Annotated in this window: 26 protein-coding genes; 3 read left to right on the top strand and 23 right to left on the bottom strand. The window is 56.5% G+C overall.

The window, feature by feature from the left end; translation table 11 throughout:
* Positions 1–4: 4 nt before the first annotated feature.
* Positions 5–1,085, bottom strand: a protein-coding gene (locus ACJ8PN_RS23625; RefSeq protein ID WP_442535290.1) for an IS3 family transposase whose coding sequence is annotated in 2 segments (ribosomal slippage) — positions 5–863 and positions 862–1,085 — 1,083 coding nt in all. Because the reading frame shifts where the segments join, the coding sequence is not laid out codon by codon here.
* A 1,162-nt stretch (positions 1,086–2,247) separates the two neighbouring features.
* Here ACJ8PN_RS23625 and ACJ8PN_RS23630 point away from each other — a divergent pair.
* Positions 2,248–2,649 carry a hypothetical protein gene (locus ACJ8PN_RS23630; RefSeq protein ID WP_442535254.1) on the top strand — a complete coding sequence of 134 codons (402 nt, stop codon included), beginning with the start codon at positions 2,248–2,250 and terminating at the stop codon, positions 2,647–2,649.
* Positions 2,650–2,689: 40 nt separating this feature from the next.
* On the opposite strand, the gene ACJ8PN_RS23635 is transcribed toward ACJ8PN_RS23630, so the two are convergent.
* From ACJ8PN_RS23635 to ACJ8PN_RS23655, 5 genes are all read right to left on the bottom strand, one after another.
* A complete protein-coding gene (locus tag ACJ8PN_RS23635) occupies positions 2,690–4,201 on the bottom strand; it encodes a conjugal transfer protein TraG N-terminal domain-containing protein (protein WP_442535255.1) in 1,512 nt (503 codons plus the stop codon).
* Positions 4,198–4,569: a hypothetical protein gene (locus ACJ8PN_RS23640; RefSeq protein WP_442535256.1), complete on the bottom strand. Its 372-nt coding sequence runs from the start codon at positions 4,567–4,569 to the stop codon at positions 4,198–4,200. The genes ACJ8PN_RS23635 and ACJ8PN_RS23640 overlap by 4 nt, the downstream gene beginning before the upstream one ends.
* A gap of 16 nt (positions 4,570–4,585) precedes the next feature.
* Complete coding sequence (locus ACJ8PN_RS23645; protein WP_442535291.1) at positions 4,586–6,064, bottom strand: integrating conjugative element protein; 1,479 nt, start codon at positions 6,062–6,064, stop codon at positions 4,586–4,588.
* A gap of 10 nt (positions 6,065–6,074) precedes the next feature.
* The gene (locus ACJ8PN_RS23650; RefSeq protein WP_254922369.1) at positions 6,075–7,010 is read right to left on the bottom strand and encodes a TIGR03756 family integrating conjugative element protein; all 936 of its coding nucleotides are present in this window, start codon (positions 7,008–7,010) and stop codon (positions 6,075–6,077) included.
* Positions 7,011–7,083: 73 nt separating this feature from the next.
* On the bottom strand, positions 7,084–7,488 hold the full coding sequence (locus tag ACJ8PN_RS23655) for a TIGR03757 family integrating conjugative element protein (RefSeq protein ID WP_442535257.1): 405 nt from the start codon (positions 7,486–7,488) through the stop codon (positions 7,084–7,086).
* Between the two features lie 196 nt (positions 7,489–7,684).
* Between ACJ8PN_RS23655 and ACJ8PN_RS23660 the strand changes: the two genes are divergently transcribed.
* Entirely contained in the window at positions 7,685–8,491 is an 807-nt protein-coding gene (locus tag ACJ8PN_RS23660; protein ID WP_072628399.1) for a DUF4225 domain-containing protein, read from the top strand.
* On the opposite strand, the gene ACJ8PN_RS23665 is transcribed toward ACJ8PN_RS23660, so the two are convergent.
* From ACJ8PN_RS23665 to ACJ8PN_RS23715, 11 genes are all read right to left on the bottom strand, one after another.
* Complete coding sequence (locus ACJ8PN_RS23665) at positions 8,485–8,796, bottom strand: hypothetical protein (RefSeq protein ID WP_240290032.1); 312 nt, start codon at positions 8,794–8,796, stop codon at positions 8,485–8,487. The genes ACJ8PN_RS23660 and ACJ8PN_RS23665 overlap by 7 nt on opposite strands.
* A 148-nt stretch (positions 8,797–8,944) precedes the next feature.
* Positions 8,945–9,349: an acetyltransferase gene (locus ACJ8PN_RS23670; RefSeq protein ID WP_089181310.1), complete on the bottom strand. Its 405-nt coding sequence runs from the start codon at positions 9,347–9,349 to the stop codon at positions 8,945–8,947.
* Positions 9,346–12,201 carry a conjugative transfer ATPase gene (locus ACJ8PN_RS23675; RefSeq protein ID WP_442535258.1) on the bottom strand — a complete coding sequence of 952 codons (2,856 nt, stop codon included), beginning with the start codon at positions 12,199–12,201 and terminating at the stop codon, positions 9,346–9,348. Before ACJ8PN_RS23675 ends, ACJ8PN_RS23670 begins: the two co-directional genes overlap by 4 nt.
* Positions 12,201–12,626 carry a TIGR03751 family conjugal transfer lipoprotein gene (locus ACJ8PN_RS23680; protein WP_442535259.1) on the bottom strand — a complete coding sequence of 142 codons (426 nt, stop codon included), beginning with the start codon at positions 12,624–12,626 and terminating at the stop codon, positions 12,201–12,203. Before ACJ8PN_RS23680 ends, ACJ8PN_RS23675 begins: the two co-directional genes overlap by 1 nt.
* Positions 12,627–12,775: 149 nt before the next feature.
* A complete protein-coding gene (locus tag ACJ8PN_RS23685) occupies positions 12,776–14,278 on the bottom strand; it encodes a TIGR03752 family integrating conjugative element protein (protein WP_442535260.1) in 1,503 nt (500 codons plus the stop codon).
* Complete coding sequence (locus tag ACJ8PN_RS23690) at positions 14,271–15,179, bottom strand: TIGR03749 family integrating conjugative element protein (protein WP_442535261.1); 909 nt, start codon at positions 15,177–15,179, stop codon at positions 14,271–14,273. The genes ACJ8PN_RS23685 and ACJ8PN_RS23690 overlap by 8 nt, the downstream gene beginning before the upstream one ends.
* Positions 15,176–15,847: a PFL_4703 family integrating conjugative element protein gene (locus tag ACJ8PN_RS23695; protein ID WP_442535262.1), complete on the bottom strand. Its 672-nt coding sequence runs from the start codon at positions 15,845–15,847 to the stop codon at positions 15,176–15,178. The genes ACJ8PN_RS23690 and ACJ8PN_RS23695 overlap by 4 nt, the downstream gene beginning before the upstream one ends.
* Positions 15,844–16,209, bottom strand: a complete 366-nt coding sequence (locus ACJ8PN_RS23700) for a TIGR03750 family conjugal transfer protein (RefSeq protein ID WP_012146873.1) — start codon at positions 16,207–16,209, stop codon at positions 15,844–15,846. Before ACJ8PN_RS23700 ends, ACJ8PN_RS23695 begins: the two co-directional genes overlap by 4 nt.
* An 11-nt stretch (positions 16,210–16,220) precedes the next feature.
* A complete protein-coding gene (locus tag ACJ8PN_RS23705) occupies positions 16,221–16,586 on the bottom strand; it encodes a TIGR03745 family integrating conjugative element membrane protein (RefSeq protein WP_442535263.1) in 366 nt (121 codons plus the stop codon).
* Between the two features lie 63 nt (positions 16,587–16,649).
* The gene (locus tag ACJ8PN_RS23710; protein WP_197823126.1) at positions 16,650–16,892 is read right to left on the bottom strand and encodes a TIGR03758 family integrating conjugative element protein; all 243 of its coding nucleotides are present in this window, start codon (positions 16,890–16,892) and stop codon (positions 16,650–16,652) included.
* Positions 16,892–17,221: an integrative conjugative element protein, RAQPRD family gene (locus tag ACJ8PN_RS23715; protein ID WP_442535264.1), complete on the bottom strand. Its 330-nt coding sequence runs from the start codon at positions 17,219–17,221 to the stop codon at positions 16,892–16,894. Before ACJ8PN_RS23715 ends, ACJ8PN_RS23710 begins: the two co-directional genes overlap by 1 nt.
* 151 nt (positions 17,222–17,372) lie before the next feature.
* Between ACJ8PN_RS23715 and ACJ8PN_RS23720 the strand changes: the two genes are divergently transcribed.
* Positions 17,373–17,927, top strand: coding sequence for a hypothetical protein (locus tag ACJ8PN_RS23720; RefSeq protein WP_442535265.1), 555 nt, complete (start codon positions 17,373–17,375; stop codon positions 17,925–17,927).
* Between the two features lie 88 nt (positions 17,928–18,015).
* Here ACJ8PN_RS23720 and ACJ8PN_RS23725 read toward each other — a convergent pair whose 3' ends face one another.
* From ACJ8PN_RS23725 to ACJ8PN_RS23750, 6 genes are read right to left on the bottom strand one after another with little or no spacing between them, the layout of a single operon-like run.
* Positions 18,016–18,774 carry a TIGR03747 family integrating conjugative element membrane protein gene (locus ACJ8PN_RS23725; RefSeq protein ID WP_442535266.1) on the bottom strand — a complete coding sequence of 253 codons (759 nt, stop codon included), beginning with the start codon at positions 18,772–18,774 and terminating at the stop codon, positions 18,016–18,018.
* Positions 18,755–20,869 carry a type IV conjugative transfer system coupling protein TraD gene (traD, locus tag ACJ8PN_RS23730; protein ID WP_442535267.1) on the bottom strand — a complete coding sequence of 705 codons (2,115 nt, stop codon included), beginning with the start codon at positions 20,867–20,869 and terminating at the stop codon, positions 18,755–18,757. Before traD ends, ACJ8PN_RS23725 begins: the two co-directional genes overlap by 20 nt.
* Positions 20,862–21,488, bottom strand: a complete 627-nt coding sequence (locus tag ACJ8PN_RS23735; protein WP_442535268.1) for a restriction endonuclease — start codon at positions 21,486–21,488, stop codon at positions 20,862–20,864. Before ACJ8PN_RS23735 ends, traD begins: the two co-directional genes overlap by 8 nt.
* Entirely contained in the window at positions 21,485–22,009 is a 525-nt protein-coding gene (locus ACJ8PN_RS23740) for an integrating conjugative element protein (RefSeq protein ID WP_442535269.1), read from the bottom strand. The genes ACJ8PN_RS23735 and ACJ8PN_RS23740 overlap by 4 nt, the downstream gene beginning before the upstream one ends.
* Positions 22,010–22,011: 2 nt before the next feature.
* Positions 22,012–22,704, bottom strand: coding sequence for a transglycosylase SLT domain-containing protein (locus ACJ8PN_RS23745; protein ID WP_442535270.1), 693 nt, complete (start codon positions 22,702–22,704; stop codon positions 22,012–22,014).
* Positions 22,683–23,393, bottom strand: coding sequence for a TIGR03759 family integrating conjugative element protein (locus ACJ8PN_RS23750; protein ID WP_442535271.1), 711 nt, complete (start codon positions 23,391–23,393; stop codon positions 22,683–22,685). The genes ACJ8PN_RS23745 and ACJ8PN_RS23750 overlap by 22 nt, the downstream gene beginning before the upstream one ends.
* Positions 23,394–23,400: the final 7 nt, after the last annotated feature.

Here is a 23,400-nt window from a genome sequence, read left to right on the forward strand (position 1 = left end):
TGTCTTAGTTCCTCGCACTTTTTGAGATTTCCGGGTTTTCAGCCATCAGCCGGTATTCTTCCGCCGTCAGATTATTCAGGGATTCATGAGGTCGCTCGCTGTTGTATTCTTTCAGCCAGTGCTCCATGATTTCCCGTGCTTCATTCAGTGTCCTGAACAAATAAAAATCCAGGATTTCTGTCCGGTACGTCCGGTTAAACCGTTCGATAAAGGCATTCTGCGTTGGTTTTCCCGGTTTGATAAATTCCAGCATCACTCCATGCTCTTCAGCCCACTGTGCCAGCGTCAGTGAGACCAGTTCTGGTCCGTTGTCCATCCGCAGTTTCAGTGGATAACCCCGGTTTGCCACTATTCTGTCCAGCACCCTGACCATCCGCTGTGCCGGGATATTCAGATCGATTTCTATTGCAAGGGCCTCGCGGTTAAAGTCATCAACCACATTGAAGGTCCGGAAGCGTCTGCCGCAGACCAGCGCATCATGCATAAAATCGATGGACCAGCTCTGGTTAAGCGCTTTCGGCGTAGCCAGTGGCGTCGGGTTACGCGCGGGTAAACGCTGTTTTCCCATGCGACGAAAATTCAGTTTCAGCAGGCAGTAAATCCGGTGAACGCGTTTATGGTTCCAGGTGTTACCCTGCCTGCGCAGCAGCTGGAATAGCTTCTTAAAACCGTATCGCGGGTAGCGCTCTGCCAGCTCAGTCAGCACCTGGATCACCGGTTCATCGCGCCGGGTATCGGGCTGGTAAAAATAGACCGTCCTGCTCAGCGATAACGTCCTGCTGGCCTGGCGAAGGCTCATGGTAAATTGCGCAGTCAGGTAACCGACGAGCTCACGCTTTATCGCTGGTTTTAAAGCTTTTTTCGATAACGTCTTTCAGTGCCCGGCATTCAAGGCTGAGATCAGCAAACATCTGTTTGAGGCGACGGTTTTCATCCTCCAGGTCTTTCATCTTTTTGATATCAGAGGCTTCCATACCGCCAAACTTCGCTTTCCAGTTGTAATAGCTGGTTTCAGAGATACCGGCTTCACGGCAGACATCCTTAACGGTACGTCCGGCTTCGACAGACTTCAGAACGGCAATGATCTGGTGATAGGGGGAGGTTACTTTTTGTCGTCATCGTCCCACTTTATGTAATCTGCAATCCATGCGCTTAGTGCTGCTAAAAAGAAAACCCCACGCAACATATCATCCACATGTATACAAGAACATCCCAAACCATAACTATGTCTTTATGTGTGGGACGGCAGCCCAGCCCCATTTCCGAATGCATCCCTGCTTCTGGAGCTGCCGTTTTTGGGTGGCAGTAACCGTGAGCGTAATGGAGAGGCCTAATCCCCACTCACGGCACTGCCATTGTTTGGGGGCAGGGCAAAGTCAGTATGTTTTTGAGTACTGAGGTCGTTACTGACAAGCCCTGCCATTGGGTTGCGCAGCGTTACCAATCCCGTGAATAACGCCGCGCCATGCTTATGCAAGCAACAGGAAAATAAAAAAGGGAGTTGAGCCGTGTCAATAGGGGAGGCAGCACCAAGAACACAGTAAAACACTCGACTGGTTACTGTTGCCCATAGGGTTGTTAATCAAGGTGCTGCCATTGATAGGGGCGTCAACGTCTGGGCTGCAGAACCAGGTCGGGCACGACGAATAAGAACCCTACAGTTTGTGCAGACGTCACCATTGTTGGATGACGACACTCCGCCCCATCACTTTTGCGCCTGTTCGGCGGCATGTTGCGGAGTTCGTCATTGGGTGGCGCGCCATCTGCTACTGGGAGGTAAGCGATGGCGCGCCGTGCTCGGAACGTTCGAGCAACTACACGTTAAAAAAGGGAGTATTTGATTGTCAACGGAAGGGTTGCGACACACTGCATGTTTTCACTGAATCTTCGGGTTGCCAAAGGGTTCATCATGCGTGTGCCGCCATTGAGTGGCAACCAAAGCCCCTAAAGTGAACACCTGCGGAGTGGACAGTATTGTTGGCCTTGGTCACCATTGGTTGCGCAGTACAGCCTCCTGGGCGACGAGGTCGCACCGAGCCCGTCAAGGAACATGCAATTATAACTTGTTAACGATAGACGGTGGCTATGCGGTAGTCGCCGTACTGATGCTTATCGGCTATGTTTTATCTCGGTGGAATCAGAAAGGCAAGGAGGTGTATCAGCCACCTGCTACGTCAGGCAAAATAGCCATTGGTTGCTATTTTAGGCTATAATGGTTAAACAGATAAGCAGGCGTATGGAGGCATTATGAGTCAAACCAGAGATCAGCAAGCCTACCAGCGAGGTGTCTGGGCTGCCTGCAAATGGGCTCGTCTGAAAGATGCAATTATGAGATGGGATCAGCATTGCGTGTCTAAGGTACGAAAGTACAGGTTTGCAGACTGGATAGGCCATGTTCCGATTGCTATCGCACTTATAGGTTCAGTCACAGCAATACTGTTCGGGGGGCTAATCGTCGCCAGCTGCATGTTTTTTATTTGGGCGATCGTGTTCATTCTGCAACAAGTTGATCAAGCAGACTCTCATGAGAATGACATCAATTATTTTGATTCAAACGCTGACACTGACGCTTTGACAGAATACAGAGATGGCGATCAAGGTTATGGATTATATTGCGGATCTTGCCGAATAGATCTAGATGATGATTGATAAGGGATGAGCTAGCATCCCTTATCAAGGTGAATATAGGTTAAAATCTCACTGATCTTTTCAATGTATCAACAGCTTGCCCACCTGTATCATGAGCTTTCTTCGAGCCTGCATTTACCGCATTACCAATCGCTTGCCCGACACTCACTCCAGCCCATGACAACGCACCAAGCCACACAGCTGGTAACACTACAAACATTGACCCCATAACCAGATTCATTATCAGGTCATCGGCACTATTCTGGAACCCGGCCACATTCCAGCGACTGTGCGAGTCCGAACTATACAATGCCTCCAGTAACCAGCTGTCCAGCCAGCGCGCCAGTTCCCACCAGAACGTCAGGAAATTGAGTGCAAACACCACGAACGTCACCGTAATCACCGTCTTGTACTCGTAGGTAGCGAACGCCAGGATAAGCGGCACCATGATGTAGACGGCCATCAGCAGCACCGCCTGCACCATCGGCAGTGCCTGACGCATCGCATCAAATGCCGGGTACGCTGCCAGGCTCCCCAGCGAGGTTCCGCCCAGCGACGCGAGCCGGTTAACCGAGTTGTCTAGGGTAAAGTCTGCATTGCCGCCGTAACCGGCATAAGCGCGACCGCCCTGGGAGACCGTCAGGTTATCCGGACTGACCAGGCGGCGCACCACCGCCTCTTTATAGTCCGCATCCGGTTGCCCCATCATCTTCAGCGCGGCAGACATCCGCAGCATGACGCCCGGATCAACCTGTTTCACCACGCGGGCTTCCAGCCCCGTTTCGCCGGCTGACCACCACTCGCTGCAGGTTGGATATCCCCCTCGTCCAGTGTTTGGCCGGCCGCTGTCCCGCCCCTCATTCCAGGGAAAACTGGTACGCGGAGTTTTGGACTGCAGGTTGTTGTAGTACCCGCCGTTCAGGAAGGTTTTCGACCCCAGCCACTCGATGTCACGCAGGGTGGCTTTGTCCGTCGTCTGGCCCTGGTCGCGGTTCTGCCAGGTATACAGCGCCAGTGCGTAGCAGTCGTTGGTGAAGTCCTGCAGCTCCTTCGCCAACGCCGGGTTGTTGACCCGACTGTGTTGGACTTCAAAACGGACCTGCCGCAGATCAGGTCTGCACGGAATGGTGGCCACGGCCGCCGACGTGATCCCCTTCGACAGTTTATGCACCACCAACCACCACACCGGCACCTTCGCCGTCTGGCCGTTCATACTCGACATGATGTTGGCGTAGCCCGTTTCATCCGGCTTTTTCGGTGTCCAGGCACCACAGGTCACCGCCCGGCTGCTGTCGTATTTGATGGTGTCGAGGCTGACATTCATCAGCGGCAGACAGCAGGCCAGCATCACAAAGAATGCCCCGTAGAGCAGGTTTTCGATGCGTGGCAGAGACAGCATCCCTTTGTTGCCCTCATCCTCCCCTTCCTCGCGTACCTTCAGCCAGATGGCCGCCACCTTGAACAACAGCGGCAGCACAAACAGCCCCGTGCTGACCAGCAGCTCCCACAGGCCATTGTTAATCAGCCAGCCAAGCAACGTCAGGAAATACTCCAGATAGCTGTTGGTCATCATAATGACAGCCCTCCGCCAAAGAGACTGTATTCACAGGCCAGGGCAAATACCACGCAGGCGATGGCCATGCGCTTGAGGGGTTGCCGGTATGCCGGTTTGCAACCCGGCGTGTGCCAGATTTTCCATAACCCCCAGGCCAGCGCGGCGTAAAGCGCCAGGCGCCAGCTCAGCCAGCCATAACGGGTGCTGTGCACCCAGTCACGCAGCGCGGCACTCTCTCCCGGGTGATTGACACCCCAGTGAGCCATGCCCAGCGCGACTATCATCGCCATCACCAGCATGCCCAACATCTGCAGAACACGCTTTGCCCGCAGACCAAACCGGCGCCCCCTGGCGGGCGTCACCGCTTTCTTCTCTGTTCCGGTCATTGATTCATCCTCACGATTACTGGTCGCTTTCCGGCACGGCCAGCTGGTTGAACCTGGTATCCGGGCTGTCAACCGACTGACGCTGCGGGTTGGATTCCGCCCGGTTGTTCTCCCTGTCGATGATGGTCAGTACCGCGTTACGCGCAATCTCACGCTTCATCTCCATCTCGTTCTTGAGCGCCGTGATCTCACGATCCAGCGCCTCGATACGCCGATCACCCTCTTCCATCGCGACTTTCTGCGCAGAGGCGTTCGGCTCAGACATCCCGGTGGTGATCATGCGCCGCATGATAAAGGCCGTTTCGATGGTATCCGCCATCGCCAGTTCACTGGCCAGGCGCCCAACCAGGGCGGCATTATCCGGATCGCGCTGCAGTGCCTTGATAACGCCGGCGGTCACCGCCAGGCTACCCGTCTTGAGTTTGGCCAGGTTGCCCGCGGTGGGTTTCTCTGCCCCATTGACCAGTCTGGCCAACTGCTCGTTATTCGCTTTCGTCGCCTCTTCTAGCATCGGCGCAAAACCCGTACCGGCGACGGTACTGCCTGGCTGTTCGGTCCCTTCGCCACTGGTGCATTGCGCTGCGTCCTTGCAGGTGCGCAGGGAGGAATCCCCCAACACCTTGACCACAGCGGCGGCCGCCTCTTCGCTGCTGGCATATTTGGTACAGGCACCGCCGGTACAGCTGCTGCCGGATACGCTGGAGGTACTGGTGACCGGCAGCGCATTCATCATGTTGTAGCCGGCGGCCGCCAGGTCGTGCGTGGGCTTGATCGCCGGCTGACCGGTGCCGCCGCGCTTCTGTCCACCGATCCAAGTCTGGCCGGATTGCCCGGTTACTTTCTCCGTGGCATTCATCGACCGCACTGCATCGGCATCCCCGTTATTGATCAGGCTTTTGGCCTCCTCCATCGCCGCCGCCTGGCTCCAGCCGCCGGAGTCCGCCATATCCATCATCCGTTTGGAGAGGTTCTGGCAATTGAGCTGGGCTTTGTCGAATGCCACATTGGCCTGCAATACCCCGTTGGTCAGCATTTCATATAAGCCCGGGTTAGCACGCTGGATAGCCATCGCCGGCAGACTGGCTACCGCACCGGTAGCGCCTTGAATAACATTACCCATCAGGCTCTTGAACCCGTCAGTCACTCCATTGAGCTGGTTACCGATGGTGCTCTTCAGGTCGAAGTTGCCGCACATCAAATCCGAGCTCCAGCCCAGGTTCATCCCCAGGCGCTGCATATTGCCACGCGTCGCCGGCTGCGATATCACCGAGCCTCCGCCCAGGGAATAGAACAGCTTGTCAGAGACCGCGCCGCTGGCGTTCTTCCCGTAACCGATATTGCTGTCATTCACCTGGGGCAGTGAAATGCCAAACAAGGCACTGTCATTGTCGTCGGCGTACGCATTCGCACCGCTCAGTGCCAGGCAGCCCGCAATCAGCAGGGGGGTCACACGGTGGCGATCCTGCAAGGTGCATTTATTCATTGGGTTTTTCATCATTTATGCCTCAGAAATCCGTGCTGTAGAGGAAACGCTGCCCGCGGCGCTGGCAGCAGCTGTAGGGTTGCCACAGGGCAAAGGCAGCGTTCGCATCCGCAGCCGGCGGATGGTCGCCATCCGGGAACACGGCGCAGGACTGGCTGAGCTGCGGCGCCAGGCGCTGCCATTTGTGGTTGCTGGTTCCGGTATTTTCCTGAACGGCCCCTGGAGGCCAGTACCCTTCCGAGCGCTGGCCCATCAGGGGCTGGTAGACGTGCGGCTGACCAGAGCGAGTGATGATGTCCGCCACCCGCTGTGCCACCAGAGCCCCCGCCTTGTCGTCATCGACCTGAGTCACAAATCCCGAACGGGGGTAGACGTTGCCCCACATATTCGCGGCCGCCTGACTGCCGACCTCGCGCTGGCCAGGCACCAATGCTTCGGGATAGAGGGATTCAGGCATGCCAGTACGCCATGCCAGGCTGTCCAGCGTGCTGAGGAAATACGGCACGAAGGGGGTCGCCGCACTGCGGCACGAATAGCCGGCAATGCTGCCGCCAATCAGGGTCGTCGCCGGATGACCAATGGCATCGGCATACTTGAAGTGAAGGTTGGTTTTACGCTGCCCGGGGGTTTTCAGCTCATTGTTGCCACCGCCGGCAGCAACACCGCCCAGCGCGCTGGTGATACTGCTTTCGAGTCCGCCGGCGGCCTGACTGACCATCGACATCTCACGCCACGGGTTGCCTCCAGGAGAGTTGTACGCCGACACCACCACCTCCGGGATGAAGTGGGAAACTTTGACCGAGGTTCTGACGGTGCATCCGCCCCAACTGCAAAATAACCAGTAGCAAATGCCGCTGACGCGCCAGCTGATGCAGGACTGTGACACCGCACTGGCAACAATCTGCGCGCTGTTGAGCGCGGCATTCGCCGCCGGCACGCTAGCCGCAGACAGCATCATGGCCACACCGAAGGATTTAAGGGTCAGCCGGGGTTGTCCGGGAGATGCCAACTGCAAGGGAGATCGTTGCATATCACTGGCCCTCCAATGACTTCACGCGCAACGCGGTGGCCCGGGCGATATCGGCGGTGCCATACACCACATCCCGATCGTCAAACACGACCGCGGGGACTTTTTTGACGCCCAGTTCCCACGCGCGCACCACCGCGCGGTAAACCGTAGCCAGCTCCTCTTCATGCGCCTGCCATTGTGGAGACTGCAGTACGGCTTGCGCCTGCCGCTGCGCTTCATCCGGGTTCGACGACAGTGCGCCAAAGAGCTGCGTCTGCAACTGCTCCGGACCATCAAGATAAATCACGGTCACGGAGGCATCATTATTCGTCGGGGGATGGTGGGAATCGGTATACAGTACCGTGCTGGCAAGCACCGATGCCGGCATCAGCAGAGGGAACAACGTCAGCAACGTGCTGATTTTCATGGCGTGCACTCCTGCGTGGATAGAATCCACACAGGGTGCTATGGAGCGCTCAGAAAGACAGCAAAGAAGTCTTTATTGGATTGCGATAATTTTTCTATGCTAACGCTGAATCTATGCTGCAAGAATTTATGCAATTGAGTAGACCTTGTTATATGATTTTGGTCGACGGTATAACAAATCGCTTATGAGGGTATAAATGGATATTTCACTGCTTACAGGACAACGGACTAACGCTTGGTCAGCTACCATGATTAATCTGGAAGCTCGAAAACTCATTAATACCGCGAATACCGTTGCGTCTCACCATCTTCAGGATGGGCTCACAAAAATCAAGTTCATGGAAGATATTAAATCCTTCATATCACAGCAATTTTATCTTGCTCGCCAGGCAAAATCTGAAGAGGAAGGTATTTCCTATTTAAAGAACTTAAGAGCAGAAAATGAAAATCTTCTCGAGCAAGATCGCTTACTCAGAACAAAGGCCGCCAAACTGTATGCAAAGGTAGAATTTATCAAGGAAAACAACAAAGTCGTGGGTTATGCCATCACGGCAGTTAACGTCGTCCTGGCAGGTCTGGAAGTTGTAGGCGGATTTGCAATAGCAGCGACAGGAACCCCTATCGGCGTCATGGCGGGAGTAATCCTTATCGCTGATGGCTTCAATACGCTTTCGCGAGAATTCGATCAGCAAGTACAAAGTAAACCTGATTCTGAAGGGATCCTCGCTAATGGTGTCATGGCAACAGCTGAGTTTATGGGATTCAGCCGAGATAGTGGTCTCGGTGCTTTTAAAGCAGTAACCCTCACAGCTAACGCTTACAGCATATTCGGATTACTCAGAAGACCTGGAACATGGCGGCTGTTCCACTATCTACCGACTGATTTTTATCGCAAGGTCGAAACCATGAACAGACCTATGTTGACAATGAAAATAGTGGGCTATGGACTTAAGGCTAAAGTTGTATTTGATTTAATGACACCGACAGCAGACTCAGCTCATTGAGTCTGTTTCCTGAAACGCCAGGATTTATATGCCAGGCCAGCCGGAACAGTTAACCAACCGATGGCTAAAACGAATAAACCGGCAAACACACCAGATATTGCGCTGTCAACAGACCCCAGAATCAGCGCTATCAGACACACCAAAACAACCCCAAACGTCACCCAGACATTGATCAAGAACCGCTTCGCCAGGTCTGAAACAATGACATCTACAGTTGAACCATAATTGGCACTATTATTTCTGAGCTTCTGTATATCTTTCGTCGTAAAACCTGACTTCGATAATGCTTCTTCAGTTATCGCCACGTCATCTCCTCCTGTAATCCCGAATAGTATACCGCTATCCGGATAAAAAAAAACCGGCCAGAAGGCCGGTGATCAAGTGAAAACATACTCTCAACAATTGGCTCAGATACCAGATAGTATGAAGTGTTCGTTAACTTCTGCAGTGTTATCAGTTAACCCTAAATCGCTCACACAGCTCGCTCAGGTGGAGAAGCAGGTACACCACATCCGCCGCGTCTGGCACGGTGATATACCAGCGCGGGTGATCGTACTCCTCCGGCTGAGGCCACAACGTACTGCCGGTCACCGTGATCAGCACATCGATGCAACGCCCCAGTCGCCCCTCAAGATGCAGAGCCACACTGGTACGACTCCCGATGCGATGCGGGTGGGCGGTAAGCCGAACTGGCCCTGACAACCGAGCCCGAATAGCCGTACAGAACGTGTCGAGTCCCTGCGCATCTGTTGCGCTCAGGGTAGCCACCCCCTGCGGGGGAAGGGTAAACAACGCCGGTTCTCGAATGACCAGGTCTTGAGAACGCACAACCGGTTCAGGATATTTCAGGGTCATCATGCTACCGCTGCCTCCCCGTTCGCCGCCAGACCACGCAGGCGATCAAGCTTTTGCGCTACCCTTCGCGCCGCCTCGAGCTCGCTGCAGCCAAATTCCTGCATCAGCGCGCGGCGTTCGGCCTTCTCTTCTTTCTCGGTCATCCCCAGCGCCAGATACAGGCTCGGCGGTACCGCACGGAACAGCGCCTCGAGTTTTTTCGACAGCACCACACCTTCGGTATAGCAACCAGACAGCTTGCTGGCCGACAGCAGCACCGCCTTTTGCTCTTCAGTCAGCGCCTTGAAGCGGGCAATGTCGTTGACCTCCTCCGGCGGCATCGTCAGACAGACCCACCACTCCGCCATGTTCAGCATTTTCTCGGCAATATCCGGAAAGTCTTTCAGGTCCTGCGTGGCCAGCCACAGCCAGGCGCCGAGCTTACGCCACATCTTGACGATTTTGGTCATATACGGTGCCAGCAGCGGGTTCACCGTCACAATGTGTGCCTCATCCACCGCGAACACGATATCCCGCTCCGAGTACTGGTCTCGTTCGGCAATGTTGTTGATGGTATTGGTCAGGCTCACCATCGTCAGCGCCATCTGCGCCTCATAGCCTTCGCGTGCCAGGTGCCCCAGGTCAATCAGGGTCACATCCGCCTCTGGCCACAGGCTGCCCTCACGGTTAAACAGCTCTGCTTCAAAACTGCCTGCCTGGGTAAACATCCCGAGCGACTCCGCCATTTCGGCCGCTTTGGCCCGGCGCTGGACGTTACGGATATCACTCCCTTCGTCTTTGGATATGGCGTACAGTGCCTTCTGCAGGTCTGCCGGCAACATCTGCCGTCCTTCGTCATAGGTCTGCCGCGCTGCCATCAGCAACGCCTCACGGATCATCGCGCGGTCGGCGCGTTTCAGTTCATGTTCTTCCTTCGCATCGCCGCCGGTGATCATCATGCGCGCCGAGATTTCCATTTCTCCCAGGTAATCGCGCTTATCTTCATCCTCTTCGTCATCGGCATCGATGTCCGGCAGGTCATTTTCATCCAGGGCCAGCGAGGTTAACGCATCGTCGACGAGTTTATGCGCGTAGGAGAACGGCGGCAGCGAGACGCCACTGCCCGGTTTGATACTCACCTTGTTGACACTGAGCCCCAGGCTTTCGAAATAATCGGCCAGCAGTCCGAACGAGTTCCCCGCTTCGGCAATAAACAGTCGCGGCCGGTGTATTGCCATCAGCTGCGACAGGGTCGCGCACAACGTCGCCGATTTCCCCGCGCCGGTCGGACCAAAATACAGCATGTGCGCATTCTGACTCCGGTCGTGCTTGTTGAGCGGATCAAACGTCAGCGTATCCCCACCGCGGTTGAAGAAGCTCATGCCGGGGTGACCGGTCCCGGTTTCGCGGCCGGTCACCGGTAACAGGCCAGCCAGATGCTGTACCCAGGTCAGGCGGGTGTACCAGTGTTTCTTGTCCGTCTCCGGGTTAAAACACATCGGCAACGCCCGCAGGTAGGTATTGAGCGGCGCCACATCAAATTCCGGACGAACCGGCTGCAGGCCGGCACCAAGCAACACGTTGGTGAGCTCGACACGTTTGTGATTGAGCGTGGTCAGATCGCCGGCACGCAGCAGGAAGGTGATACCGGCACGGTACAGTTTGTGGCGATTGCCCAGGTACTCTTTTACCTGCGCCACGTCCTGGCGCACGCGGCCAGATTCAGTATTCTCACCGACGGCATTTTTGGCCAGTCGATTGAAGTCATTCTCCAGCGTGTCTTGAGGCTGCACCACAATCGTCATGCACACCATCGTCCCCTCCGGGAACAGATCCATCAGCGCATTGATTTTCTTCTCGCCGCGTTTCATTTCACCGGTGATCGTGCCCGGCTCCGGCGGACGGCGCAGTTTCTCGACCGGGATCGCGCAATGCGCCTGGTTATCGAACCACCATACACCGTGGTCAGGATCGGATACTGGCGGGGTGAACAGCAGGGTTTCGGCAAAATCATTCTGCACCGGCATCGCGCCTTCCGGCGTGTCACGGCTGTCAAAATAGGCGGCATCGCGGTACAGCGTCTCTTTATCCACCCACTCTGGGCTGGGGTTAAAATGACGTAGCAACCAGTCATGGACCTGCGCCCCGTTCTGGCGCACGCAGGCAACGCCGGCACCGGCCAGGGCACCGGTCACGCGCTCACAGGTCTGATTCAGCATGGCAATCGGTGGCATCGGGTCATGATTGCTCTTACCAATCCAGCGATAGACCACCATGCGGGTCCGTCGCTGCTGCCCACGCCACGGTTGGTCTGTTATCAGCGTATCTTTGAACAGGCCTTCCGGACGGGCAATCCCGCGCAGATGGCGCTCGGTCTCTTTCAACCAGTCTTCAGTAAACGCACTGCCCTGCGCGTGGGGTTTGACATACTGTCGCAGCCTGTCGATATACGCCTCGACATTGTTCTCGTCCTGGCAGAAGAACTGCACGATCCAGGGATTTTCATCATGTTCGTCAAACGAGTCCTGCAGGGCATCCTCAACCGTGTCACGCATCTGCTCCAGACGATCGTCCGTCCGCCCTTCGGTCGCCACCGGCGTGATGTCAAACACAGCGCCGACAGATACGCCGTCATCGAGCAGGATACACTGCTCACGGTCGAGAAACTCCGCCCAGGGCAGGTAATCAACAATGGACGGATTGGCGTGATACACCTGCTGCTCATCCTTTACCGTCATCTTGCCCTGGCGCCGTAATGGCTCACGGCCGTCGACAGACAGTGGCACACCGTCCTCGGTCACGTTCAGTGCGCCCTGGGCAGCAGCAGCCGACTTTTTACGTGTCTGGCGCTTTTTATCAAACAGGGGAAACCGCATCAGTAAGCCTCCGTCCGTTCACCCGGCATCGCATACTGCACCTGGCTGTAGAAGGGAAACACGGTGCTGTAGCCCGGCACCGGTGCGTTGCCATCCGCCAGGTGCGGGAACACGTACATCACCAGGTCGGGATTCGGCAGGCGCGGGAACTGCTGGCTGATTTCGCTTTCCTGCGTTCGGCTGTAGCTGCGATCGCTCGCGGCTGTTGCCTGGCTTTCGTTCTCGGTGAGCGGCCGGCGCAGACTGTCGCGCGCCGCCACCGCATTGCGCGCCGTTCCGCCGCCATCCTCACCCTGCCACAATTCCAGCATCAAGCTGTCGCCCGGTGGCAGCATTTCCTCTTTCGACGTTGAACAGCCGGTCAGTGCGATAGCGCCAACCATCACCGCGACGGCCATAACTCGATTAAACAGATTTTTCCGCATGATTATCATTCTTTTATAAGCAAACACAGCAGGAGCAGCACAACCAGCCAAAACGCGCTGCAGGACAGCAAAACCATCGCCCAACTCTGTGGGCGACTCATCCTTTCGCATTGACGCCACAGCATGCCTTTTCTCCTCCGAATGACGCGTTAATCCAGCCCGCCGGTGCTGCCGTCTTCGCCAGGCAGGCTGAAGTCGTCGTAACGCACCTTGCGCCCTTTGGTCTCAAAGTCGATCGCCAGCTGGCGGGTAATGTGCACGGCCAGCTTCTGGCCCGGCGGAACGTACACAGCGTCGAACATCATGCCGTAGCGCTCACGCACCCAGTCGGCAGTCTCTTTCATCCCACCTGACAACGCTTTGCCCAGCACGGCCTGGCCGGCATTACCGGTCATGGTCGAGGTGATGCCATTCACATTGTTTTGCGTGGTGTATTGCCCCTGACTGATCCCTTCCCCGGCGGCACTGGCCGCCGACAAAGCGGCGATCGTCGGCAGATAGGTCGAGGCATTGGACTTACGCTCTCCACCGATGCACGGGATACCGTTGTCATCAGAGATCCAGCCGATGCCGGCGGTGGTGCTGACATCCTTCGCATTACTGCCGGCATTATTGTTACTGCCGTTGGCATTCATGTTGGTGTTGGGTTTTGGCAGGGTGCGGACTGTCCCGTCCGCAAACACGAAGGTGATGCTGTTGACCTGGCCGCGCACGCACGACAACGTCCAGTCCCCGCTGGCGGTCCCCGAGACAATCGCACCCTCGACGTCCGGCAACTCGATGCCGTTCGCCGTCAGGTTGTCTTTACCAATCATCAGCTTGAAAGGATAAGGATCGGTCACCGTGCCGTTGATCGGCACCCGGCCCAGCAGCGCCGTCATGGCGCGGCTGCCCACCAGGGTGGAGTTCTCGGGCAGGGTAAACACCGGCTCGGCGTTCTCCTCTGCCCCTTTTTCATTGGTATGCCCTTTAACCTGCTGCTCATAGGCCGCTTTTTGGCGCGTGATCGCATTGTCGGACAGGAATGACGTCGGGAACTGCGGGCCGTCTTTGGCGCTGTTCGGATTGCGCGGGTCGGGTTCTTTCATGTCTTTCGGTCCGACCCACATCAGGCCATCCTGACCAGGAGCGGCACCACCATCCCCGGCGCCCATGCCATCCAGTCCCAGCCCCAGCGGAATATCACTGTCGCTTTTTGCCTTGTCCTTATTCGCAGTCAGCTGCTCGGTCAGCGTCTGGATTTTTCCCATCAGCGTTTGCTGCTCCTGCTGAAGCTGCTGCTGGCGCTGCTGCGCTTGTTTTTGGAAGCCGGCCACGGCCTCATTGACCTGACCGGACACATTGGTATTACGCTTGCGAAGTTCTTCGTTTTCTTTCAGCACCTTATCAATATTTTTCTGCAGCTCGGCCTGCTGGGTTCGGGTAGTACGCAGGGTGCCCACCAGGGTACGCAGCGTGTCCTCCGGGGTATCCCCCTCCACACCCAGCGCCCGCAGCTCTTCCGGCGACATGTTGGCCAGCACGTTATGCGCCTGCTGAGTCTCCTCCTGTGTTTTACCGCCGCTGCAGGCCTTAAGCCCGACGATGATCGCGGTGGCCAACACGCCGAACACAATCACTTTCGGCAACATGTTGGATTTAACATCAGCCATGATTTGCCCCCTTCTTCACCGCTTTTACGGCTTTGCGAACCACTGATGGCTCAGCGACAAACGCGCCATCCGGGCGACCGGACGTGACCAGGTACAGCATGGTGGTGTCTTCCGGCGTGCCAACGGGTCCCAAATAACGGTGCTGGAACGTCGCCGTCACAAACTGCCCCTGCAGTACCCGGGGATCGAGCGTGATTTTGCGGCTGGCGGTGTTTTGCACCTTCAGCGCCACCACATTGCGGCTGCCAATACCCCAGCCGCCCAACGGCGTGATGGTCACCGGCTCTGACGGGTACAGTGTGGTGATACGTTTCGGCAGGTGCGGGTTGATCGGATGAATACCGGGCACCGCTTCAACCGTACGCACCGGGCCGTACAGGCTTTGTGCTGCGTAACGCGTCAGGATGACCGGCAGCGGCGCGTTATATTTGACTTTTTTACGCTTCGTCTGAGTGCCGTTATCCGCCCCGGGCGCCGCGTTGCTTCCCACTGAAGCAGCAGACGCGTCGTTACTGCTGCTGACTGAGGTCACGTCACCGCTGTAGACAATGCGCACCGGTTCGGCCGAACCTTTGTCCGATGCCGTCACATCGAGAAGAATAACCTCCCCATTTTCGACGTCCTGCAGCTGCAGACGAGTTGAAGGGAAAGCGGCATCCGCTTTCAGGTAAACCGCACCGCCACTGCTTTGCACCCGCAGCTTGCCGTTCAGTGCCGGCGGGAAACCGACGCGGACATTTTTATCGGCAAACAACACCCGCTCCTTGCCGACGGCCAGCGGGATTTGCAACGGGATACGCTCCCATTTCATCAGCTCTTCCGCCTGGGTAACCGGCACGGTGAATGTCGCCGTCAGGGGAAGTACACTCAGGGAAAGCGCCAGAACACGTGCTTTCATCATTGGAAGACTCCTTTTTTCTCAGGCGCGGGTTCCGCCGGCGCCGCAGCAAGACGCTGTGGCATGCTGTCGTAACAATCCAGCGCCAGACCAAACTCATTACGCTCAGGATCCCCTTCTGCGCGCACCACTTTGAGCGGGTAACGTGTCAGTGCGCGTTTCACCGGTTCGCCGGCAAAGGACTCATCCGCCACCAGGTCAAGACGCACTACCCAGTTATCACGGCCTTTGACCGTCACCGGGCTCTGGTTAAAGCGGCCGTTGTAGCCGTGCTCAGGGATTTCGAACACCACGCGCGTTCTGCCGGCAAGTTCACCGCTTTCGCTACGCTTTTTGGCGTCCGCTTTCAGAAAGCGCTCACACGACGGCGTCAGGTAAGGTGACAGGCCATTGATTTTTGCCGGGTAATCAACCTCACCGTTCTTTGGCCAGGCATTGAGTTGCTGGAAGATATAAAAACCGAAGCTGTAAACCGTGGACGGTGGCACCTCCCACCAGGCACGGGTAGAACCACTGCGCAGGTCTGGCGGGTTATGGATAGTCAAATTATCTGGCGCCCGCATCCAGCCGATACTGGCCACCAGGAGAAAAACGACCAGCACACCGCAGGCAACACGTAATGTGAGAATGTGCTGATCGCGGTTTTTAACCGCATGTCTGAAACGGCTCATGTGGACCTCTTAACAACGCGGCTGCGACGCAACGACCAGCCCTGTTTGTCGATAATCAGGGTGGGATCCCCCCACCCCATGCGACGTTTACGCGCCTCGAGGCGCTGCCAGATATAATTCTCCGGCTTACCGCGCTTAAGGCGCGTCAGCCGGCTGCCTCCAAACCAGATGACGAGAAGCGGCGTCACCAGCATGCCGGTGGGTATCACGACCCAGCCGGCAAGAGGAAAAAACGGCAACGACACGAGTAGACCCAGTCCCACGCCGGCTAACGCCGCCAGTCCCATCTCCGGGGTCGTAAACCCTCGGAAAACGACGGGCTCGGCATTGAGGCGGTCAGGTAAAAATCGGATAGTCTGCATGGCGGGTAACCTTAGAACAGGATTTCGGAGGACTTGCCAACCAGCCAAATGACGGTGACCAGCAGCACCACACCAACCAGCACGATGGCACCAAACTTGGCCCAGGTCGCTTTGCCATCACGCACTTCAGCAAAGGTGTGAATGGCAGAATTGGCGACAATCAGGAAGGCCACCGCAGCGGCGACCAGACCGATAATAACGATCCCGTCCTGGAAATAGCCTTTGATGGTATCCATCAGGCCACCGCCACCGCCGGAGGACGGAGGCTCAACCGACGGCAGAGCCGCCTGCACAGGCTGGCTGGCGATATACGCCAGGGAAGTGGCCACTGCGGCACGTGCACAGAGTTGACGGAAAAGACGAACTACAGCATTCATAAAACATTCCTTATTGGTATGTGAAAATAACATCGTGAAATACGGCCCAGCTCCTCTCACAGGTCAGCTGGCAAACATCCAGATTGAAATAACTAGCAACAGCACGGTTTTGATGACGAAGTGAACCAGCGCCCCATTGCGTACTTTTTCGTTACTCCAGCCCTGGTAAACATCAACCAGAGCCCAGGCTGCCCAGACAAACAGCACCGCGAGCAACCCGCCGATGCAAATCAGCGACAGGATGTTGATTTCAACGCCGCCGCTAGCTGCCTTGAAGGCTTGTTCCTGCGCCGCATTCATGGCCATCAGGGGCGTTCCCGACGGTAGTTGCCGGCCACCGCACTACCATCACGTGGTTGGGCGCGCGAAGGTTCCAGATAGCGGTCAATGCCGGCATTGATGGTCTTGAGATCGGCGGTAGCGCGGGCATAGTCGAAGAAGAAACGACCGCGCTCCGACGGGTCCGCCTGAACGGAGGCAACACGCGCACGTTCAAGTGCTGCCTGCACCTGGATCAGCATCCGCTGGGCAGAAGCCAGCTCATCTTTTTCAGCAGCAAAGGCAGGCAGTGCGGTCAGCAAAGTCAGCCCCAGCACACAGCTGGCACCGAGACCACGAACAACGGGGATAGGCATACACAAGCACTCCTTGATGATTTAGGGTGCTCTCAGGGTGCGACAGATGGGGAGGGAGGTCAGCGGATAACTCTTTATGGAATTTTGATAATTTTTGAACAAAAGAATTATGTAAACTAGCCGTTCAATGACTATTCATCTAAAGGAAAGAATGAATGTTGAAAACGGAAGTTTTGCATTAGAAATAGGACGTATTATTCTCTACGCTATGATGCCTTTTGCTGGTCTATTCGCCTTAATTATAGTGGCACGAGCAATGGAAATCGTTTATTACAGGAATCACTATAAAAAAACGATAACAAAATCGATAAAGAATAACACTCTAAAAAACGAAGATTTATATCTTTTCCTCAAGAAAAGGGATGTGAATTATAAGCCATTAGATCGAGTGCTACGACAGTTATTTGAAAGTTCTCTAAAAGATGAGTTTGCAAGTGAACATACCCATCGACTCAGGGAACTTATCTTATGGTTCGAAGAGCAAGAAGGATTTACAGAAATCCCCAGAGATGTTCGAGAACACCTTGAATTAATTCAGAAACAAAACCCAGATGCCAGGTATCAAGTCAATCGACTAGCAACAAGTCTAAAGGACCTTTATCGTACGCAGTCCCTAAGGGAAGCCAGATTGCGCTGGTTCAGCTATTTATCTGGGATTATTGGAATAATGGGGGTCATTTATGGTGTCCTACAATCATGGCACTGAGCCCTGACGCGCCGCACGGCGGCTTGTCTGCTGACGGTAGCGCACAAAAGCCAGTTTTGTACGCCGCCGTCCAGCTCGAGTTCTCGCTCTAGAGATACTTTTTGAAAGAGGCTGTCGTTACCGTCACCGCAATGCCGAGCAGGATAGCGGCAGGCAACAACAGCAGATTAGGGTATACCGCTGTTGGCCAGGACAAGTACAGCATGCCGGGGATATACACCACCGGCTTCACCATCCGCTTGGCGTGGTGGTAGACAAAACTCGACTCATAGCCGGCACCGTAGCGACGAATATCACGCCGCCCCAACCCCTCGGTAAGCGCAACCAGGACCACCAGGATAAACAGCGGGATCGACAGCACCAGAATGGTCACACGTACCAGGGTGATCACGGTGACGTACACCGTCGCCATCAGGTACTCTTTAAGCGTGGCTGCCAGCCAACCGCTCCAGCTGTTCAGCTCCCTGGCAACGGCATTCTGGCTGTGTACCTGCGTGTCATACGCCTGCTTAATCCAGCCCAAAAAGCCGCTGTCCACGAAGGTCCATTGATACGCCGTCATAATCCAACGGGTGACGGTCACTGACGGTTTAGACAGCAGCAGACTACGCGTAAATTCAGAGGACAGGTACCCCAACTCGGTGTTCATCACCGCTTCACTGTGCGACGCGCCAAGCTCTGGCCAGAAGAAGGCCATCCCGACATATTCGATCACCAGGCTCACCAAAAGCGAAGCCAGGAACATCCCGATCAGCATCCAGGGCCAGCCCCACAACACATTGTAAAACAGCCCATGCTTACGGGGTTGTACGGGCTGCTGAGGCTGATTATTCACCGCTTGCGACATTCAGCCCCCCTTGGATGGCAACATCAGGCATTACCGTGCTGGCTGACCACCACGACTCGCTGGTACGGTAGTTGCGCTGCATCTCCTCGGCAATCTTCTGCAGGTTGGCCGGCATCAACGCATCATCCCTGTCACCGCTGGGCAGTGGCATCCGAATTTTCCACAGTTGACCGCCTTCCAGCAGCGCGAATGCTTGTCCTTTCGGCAGGTTAATCACATCCGCCGGGGCGAGCAAAGGGGCTTTCACAGTCCCGACGCGATCCTGGGTATTGGAAGTAAAATCCTGTCCCTTCTCCACATCGGCCGTATCGGCATGCCCTGATACCAGGGTTTTAGTGTAGATATCCACTTCCGGCAACTGTGTGGTGAGTAACTGCGCGGTCCGGTTCTCACGCACACGGAGCATGATCAGAGTATTGAAGTTCCCCGTGACCTGAGCCGCCTTGGCACTACTACCGATACGCGCTTCGATATCCGACTCAGTTTGTGTGTAGGCCGTCACCTGCATACCGGCGCCGCCGCCTTTGTTGATAAGCGGGATAAATTCATCCCCCATGAGTTCGTTGAACTCGTCACAGTGCAGGTTGATCGGCAGTTTACCGTCTGCCCGGGTCGGCAACCCGCCGTGCATGCCGTGTTTATAGATATGACCGGCCACCGACACCAGGTCGGCAAACATGCTGTTGCCGACGGCAGAGGCGACCACCCCGTCCGACAAGGCATCCAGCCCCACGTAGACAATACCGCGCTTGCGGATGACCTGCACCCAATCAAAAATGGGTCTCGGGTCGCTCATATCCATATAGTTCGGTGCCAGAAGTTCGGCGGTCTTGCCGGTGGTAAGTTTTTCCAGCAGCGGCAACAGGGACGCCACAATTTTATCGAAGTAAGTACGGTCATAACGGACGGCTGACCGCAAGCCATCGAGAATGGGGTCATACAGCTGCTTGCCGGCCTCGGAACTCAGCGCCATTTCCACCGCCATGATTTTTATCGCGTTCGGCTGGCCCTGCATATTGCGCGGTACATCATCCTCCGTCAGTACCTGCAAGCTGTTGTCGATTTGTTGCTGCAACGCCGGCATACGCGCCTCAATCACTTTCTTCGCGTAGGTCTCATACAGCTCGCTGATGTTGTTCACGTAACGGGTGATCAACTGATAGTCCGGACGTTGCCCTAGCGCGACCAGGGCACGCGCCACAATATTGACGAATCGCCAGGCAAACTCACGGAACGCAGCACTATTGCCCTCCCCGCTCAGTTGCCCGGAAATACGCCCGGCCACTTCCGACACGCGCTCAAAGCGCCCGACGGCGTTATAGCGTGCCGAGATATCCGGCCAGCCCAGGTGGAAGATGAACAGCTCATCCCCACGGCCGGCACGGTGGGCTTCAGCCCAAACACGCCGCAGCAGGTCAGCATCCCCTTTCGGATCAAACACAATGGTGATGTCACCGCGGCGAATATCCTGGGTGATCAGCAGTTCCGCCAGGCGGGTCTTACCGACACGGGTAGTGCCCAACACCAGGCTATGCCCTACGCGTTCGCCCAGTGCCATCGAGACATCGAGCTCATCGGGTTCAATACCATGGATCGCCGGGTTTCCCCCGACCGGTGGCAGCGGGCGCACCGGATTGAGTGGAGAATCCTTGCGCAGCAGCTGGGACAACCACGGCAGGGTGTATTCGATTTTAAGCTCCAGACGGCGCGCCATCTGGTACATGTTTGGCGGCTGAACATATTTCTCAACCTCTGGACGGCGGGTGTCCATCAAGCGCTGGGTGTGCTTTTGCTGCCAACGGAAACCCCGCCCCAGGAACAGCCGCTGCCTGCTCACCGGGATTTGTCGACTTTCCATGACATAGCGCGGTAACCGACGCAGATTGCGGCGATAACGGACAACCCGCAGACCCTGCCGCGCTCGTACCGCGGACAGCACTGCAAACCCGCCGGCAGTAGCATAACTCACCGACGGCGCCAGGGCGACCGACCAGGGAGCAGCAAAACAAATCGCGGCCGCAGCACCGGCAACGATCGCGGTATTCAATTCTACCGCCGGGCGCAGCAGCGCTTCCATGACATGACGATTACTCATGACGACCTTCCTTATCATTCAGGTTGGTGACCGAATTCACAGTTAAAAAAAGCAGCCACTCTGTATTGCCGGCTAGCAACGCAAGCAGCTTTCGGCCACTGACCAGGTGGACGTGGGGATGGTTCTGCAACAACACCCGGCTCAGTTGACCGGTACGGCCGGTATGAATGAAAAAACCATCACAATGGTGATGTCGCAGCAACGCACCAAAACGCTTGATATGGGACGGTGAGATCGTCCGTCCGTAACGTTTAGCCTGGATGAAATAGGTCTTGCCTTCGATAATGACCTGACCGTCCAGGCCGCCGTCGCCGCTGTAGGAGGTATTGCGAATAACGGCATACCCCTGACGCTCAAACGCCAGGAGCAACAGCTCTTCAAATACATAGGGGTTGATTTTGCGCAGATAGGCCAGACGCTGGCCATCACCGCCCAGCAGCGGTAAGCGCGCCAGTACCCGCATGGCCATCGCCTGATATCGGCGGTGGCGCCGACGGCTGGCTGTCTCCCGGCCACGGCAGTTCAGCCCCAGCATGACAGCAACAAACAGCACTATCAGCACAACCGTCAGCACAGGGTTTACCATTAATGCTGCGGCGATGTGTTGCGCCGATATCATGGTGTGACCTGCTGGGACAAACCGGTATCAGTGATGAGAACCGGGTAATTCGACAGCTGCAGCCGGCGCGCCAACTCACTGCCGGAGGCCGGCGCCATCGGCACCCCCGGCGCCAGCTCACGCAGTGCCTGCAGTGCAGGCAGGTTACTGACGTTAACGACGAGCCCCGCAGCATGCCGGGATTTGAGTTGTTCCGCATTCGCCTGCAGCCAGAGACGACTGGCATCGTCATCACCCACAATAAACAGCGCACCAATCCCGGGCAGTTGCAGCGGGCGCGCCGCTACCACACCCGGCGTCAGCTCCGGTGTCGTCACCGGCAATACAGTCACTTCAACTTCATCAGCAGAGGTAGGGGCTTGCGACATCGCCGGCGGTGCTACCGCATCACTCTGCCGATTAATCCCCTCAAAATAAGGTGATGCGTCATCGCCACCGATATCAGCGATAACATTCAGGTTGGCCAATGCCGTGGTGGTCACCAGACTCAGGCCGAACAGCAGAAAAGTCATTTTTTTCATGATTATGGGTTCCGTGGTTCAATCCAGGTCAGCGCCGCCGTTTGTGCCGGTAACACCGTGGCCGTGGGCGTTGTACTGGCCACCCGGACCGGGGCGGAACCCCTGCCGTTCAGGCGTGCCAGCTTGCCGCTCACGATGGATTTATATCGGGCTGCCGGTGCGCCGCCGGCGGGGTGGTGATAACACCCGGCGGCAACCAGCCAGCTTCCGGGATTGCGGTCATAGCATTCCCGCAGGATGGCCGCTGCCGCGTTTAGGTTGGTGTAAGGGTCAAACGCCTCCCAGGTCGACGTGAAGTGATGGCCGTTCCAGCCCAGATTGACCTGGGCAATCCCGACATCGATGCGCTTGCGAGGATGTGTTTTCAAAAAGCGCTGTAGGGCTTCCCAGGCCTGCAGGCGGCTGGCGTAACGATACCCTTTGCCGGCCACGTTGATGGTCCAGGGCCAGGGGCGTTCCACATCAGGAGCGGGGCCGGCCCCGCGAGTCACCGAGATGATGCTTTTCGGCGCCATCGATGTCTCGGCCAGCGCCACCGAGTACAGGGACTCCGGTGGCACCCCGTGGCGCAGCGCCACCTCCCGGTAGCAGGAAGGAACCTGCTGGGTGGCGGCATGTACGACACCACCGCTCACAACAGTAAGGAGGGCAAACAGGGGCAACAGCCCCCGGGTCAGAATGCGGCGAGTGTCCATCCGTTTTCCCCTTGTTGCAGCACCACCGGCATCAGGCCGTTGCCGAATTTCATCCAGCGGCCACCGTCATGATTCAGCGTGATTTGACGTGCGCGCACCTTGTCGACGGGAATGTGATGCGCCCGAGCCCACTCGCGCAGCAGACTGTCATTACCCTTGCTGTCAACCAGGTAAATGTCGACCGGCCGGTTATCTGCCAGCACCGCCGCCAGGCGTGCATCGCACTGCCCGCAGTCCTTCGCTTTCACGAACAGTGCCAGTCGCCCGCCGGTGTCATGTGCGATACCAGCCGCATTCCCCATGTTCACCGGCAACACACCAAGGCGCTGCCAGGCCGCATCCACCTCACGCTGGAAGTTGAGTTCTTTCTCGGTGCGGGCGAACTCCTGCTTTACCCACTGCTCGGCGTACTTTTTACGCTCGGCATCGCTCTGCGCCTCGATGCCAAGGGCAGTTAACGGATCAAGCCCCGGAGACTGCGTCCCGCGAGGACCATCCATCAATTGCTGATAACGCTGGTACTCTTCCCCACTGAGGCCCCACTGCCTGCCCTGCTGCGCCGTCTTGTTCGCCTGGCTCTGCTGAATCTCGCTCAGGGTTGACTGGCTGTTATCGATGGCCGTCTGCTGCGCCGCCTGTGATAACGGGCTCAGCAGCATCAGGGAAATTACGCTGTATTTCAGTTTCATCACGCTC

Source organism: Serratia sp. CY76391, assembly GCF_052166695.1.
GTDB lineage: Bacteria > Pseudomonadota > Gammaproteobacteria > Enterobacterales > Enterobacteriaceae > Serratia > Serratia nematodiphila.

Coding starts and splice junctions, on each gene's coding strand:
- ACJ8PN_RS23630 (WP_442535254.1), top strand. CDS start 2,248: ATGAGTCAAACCAGAGATCAGCAAGCCTACCAGCGAGGTGTCTGGGCT.
- ACJ8PN_RS23635 (WP_442535255.1), bottom strand. CDS start 4,201: ATGATGACCAACAGCTATCTGGAGTATTTCCTGACGTTGCTTGGCTGG.
- ACJ8PN_RS23640 (WP_442535256.1), bottom strand. CDS start 4,569: ATGACCGGAACAGAGAAGAAAGCGGTGACGCCCGCCAGGGGGCGCCGG.
- ACJ8PN_RS23645 (WP_442535291.1), bottom strand. CDS start 6,064: ATGAAAAACCCAATGAATAAATGCACCTTGCAGGATCGCCACCGTGTG.
- ACJ8PN_RS23650 (WP_254922369.1), bottom strand. CDS start 7,010: ATGATGCTGTCTGCGGCTAGCGTGCCGGCGGCGAATGCCGCGCTCAAC.
- ACJ8PN_RS23655 (WP_442535257.1), bottom strand. CDS start 7,488: ATGAAAATCAGCACGTTGCTGACGTTGTTCCCTCTGCTGATGCCGGCA.
- ACJ8PN_RS23660 (WP_072628399.1), top strand. CDS start 7,685: ATGGATATTTCACTGCTTACAGGACAACGGACTAACGCTTGGTCAGCT.
- ACJ8PN_RS23670 (WP_089181310.1), bottom strand. CDS start 9,349: ATGATGACCCTGAAATATCCTGAACCGGTTGTGCGTTCTCAAGACCTG.
- ACJ8PN_RS23675 (WP_442535258.1), bottom strand. CDS start 12,201: ATGCGGTTTCCCCTGTTTGATAAAAAGCGCCAGACACGTAAAAAGTCG.
- ACJ8PN_RS23680 (WP_442535259.1), bottom strand. CDS start 12,626: ATGCGGAAAAATCTGTTTAATCGAGTTATGGCCGTCGCGGTGATGGTT.
- ACJ8PN_RS23685 (WP_442535260.1), bottom strand. CDS start 14,278: ATGGCTGATGTTAAATCCAACATGTTGCCGAAAGTGATTGTGTTCGGC.
- ACJ8PN_RS23690 (WP_442535261.1), bottom strand. CDS start 15,179: ATGATGAAAGCACGTGTTCTGGCGCTTTCCCTGAGTGTACTTCCCCTG.
- ACJ8PN_RS23695 (WP_442535262.1), bottom strand. CDS start 15,847: ATGAGCCGTTTCAGACATGCGGTTAAAAACCGCGATCAGCACATTCTC.
- ACJ8PN_RS23700 (WP_012146873.1), bottom strand. CDS start 16,209: ATGCAGACTATCCGATTTTTACCTGACCGCCTCAATGCCGAGCCCGTC.
- ACJ8PN_RS23705 (WP_442535263.1), bottom strand. CDS start 16,586: ATGAATGCTGTAGTTCGTCTTTTCCGTCAACTCTGTGCACGTGCCGCA.
- ACJ8PN_RS23710 (WP_197823126.1), bottom strand. CDS start 16,892: ATGGCCATGAATGCGGCGCAGGAACAAGCCTTCAAGGCAGCTAGCGGC.
- ACJ8PN_RS23715 (WP_442535264.1), bottom strand. CDS start 17,221: ATGCCTATCCCCGTTGTTCGTGGTCTCGGTGCCAGCTGTGTGCTGGGG.
- ACJ8PN_RS23720 (WP_442535265.1), top strand. CDS start 17,373: ATGAATGTTGAAAACGGAAGTTTTGCATTAGAAATAGGACGTATTATT.
- ACJ8PN_RS23725 (WP_442535266.1), bottom strand. CDS start 18,774: ATGTCGCAAGCGGTGAATAATCAGCCTCAGCAGCCCGTACAACCCCGT.
- traD (WP_442535267.1), bottom strand. CDS start 20,869: ATGAGTAATCGTCATGTCATGGAAGCGCTGCTGCGCCCGGCGGTAGAA.
- ACJ8PN_RS23735 (WP_442535268.1), bottom strand. CDS start 21,488: ATGATATCGGCGCAACACATCGCCGCAGCATTAATGGTAAACCCTGTG.
- ACJ8PN_RS23740 (WP_442535269.1), bottom strand. CDS start 22,009: ATGAAAAAAATGACTTTTCTGCTGTTCGGCCTGAGTCTGGTGACCACC.
- ACJ8PN_RS23745 (WP_442535270.1), bottom strand. CDS start 22,704: ATGGACACTCGCCGCATTCTGACCCGGGGGCTGTTGCCCCTGTTTGCC.
- ACJ8PN_RS23750 (WP_442535271.1), bottom strand. CDS start 23,393: ATGAAACTGAAATACAGCGTAATTTCCCTGATGCTGCTGAGCCCGTTA.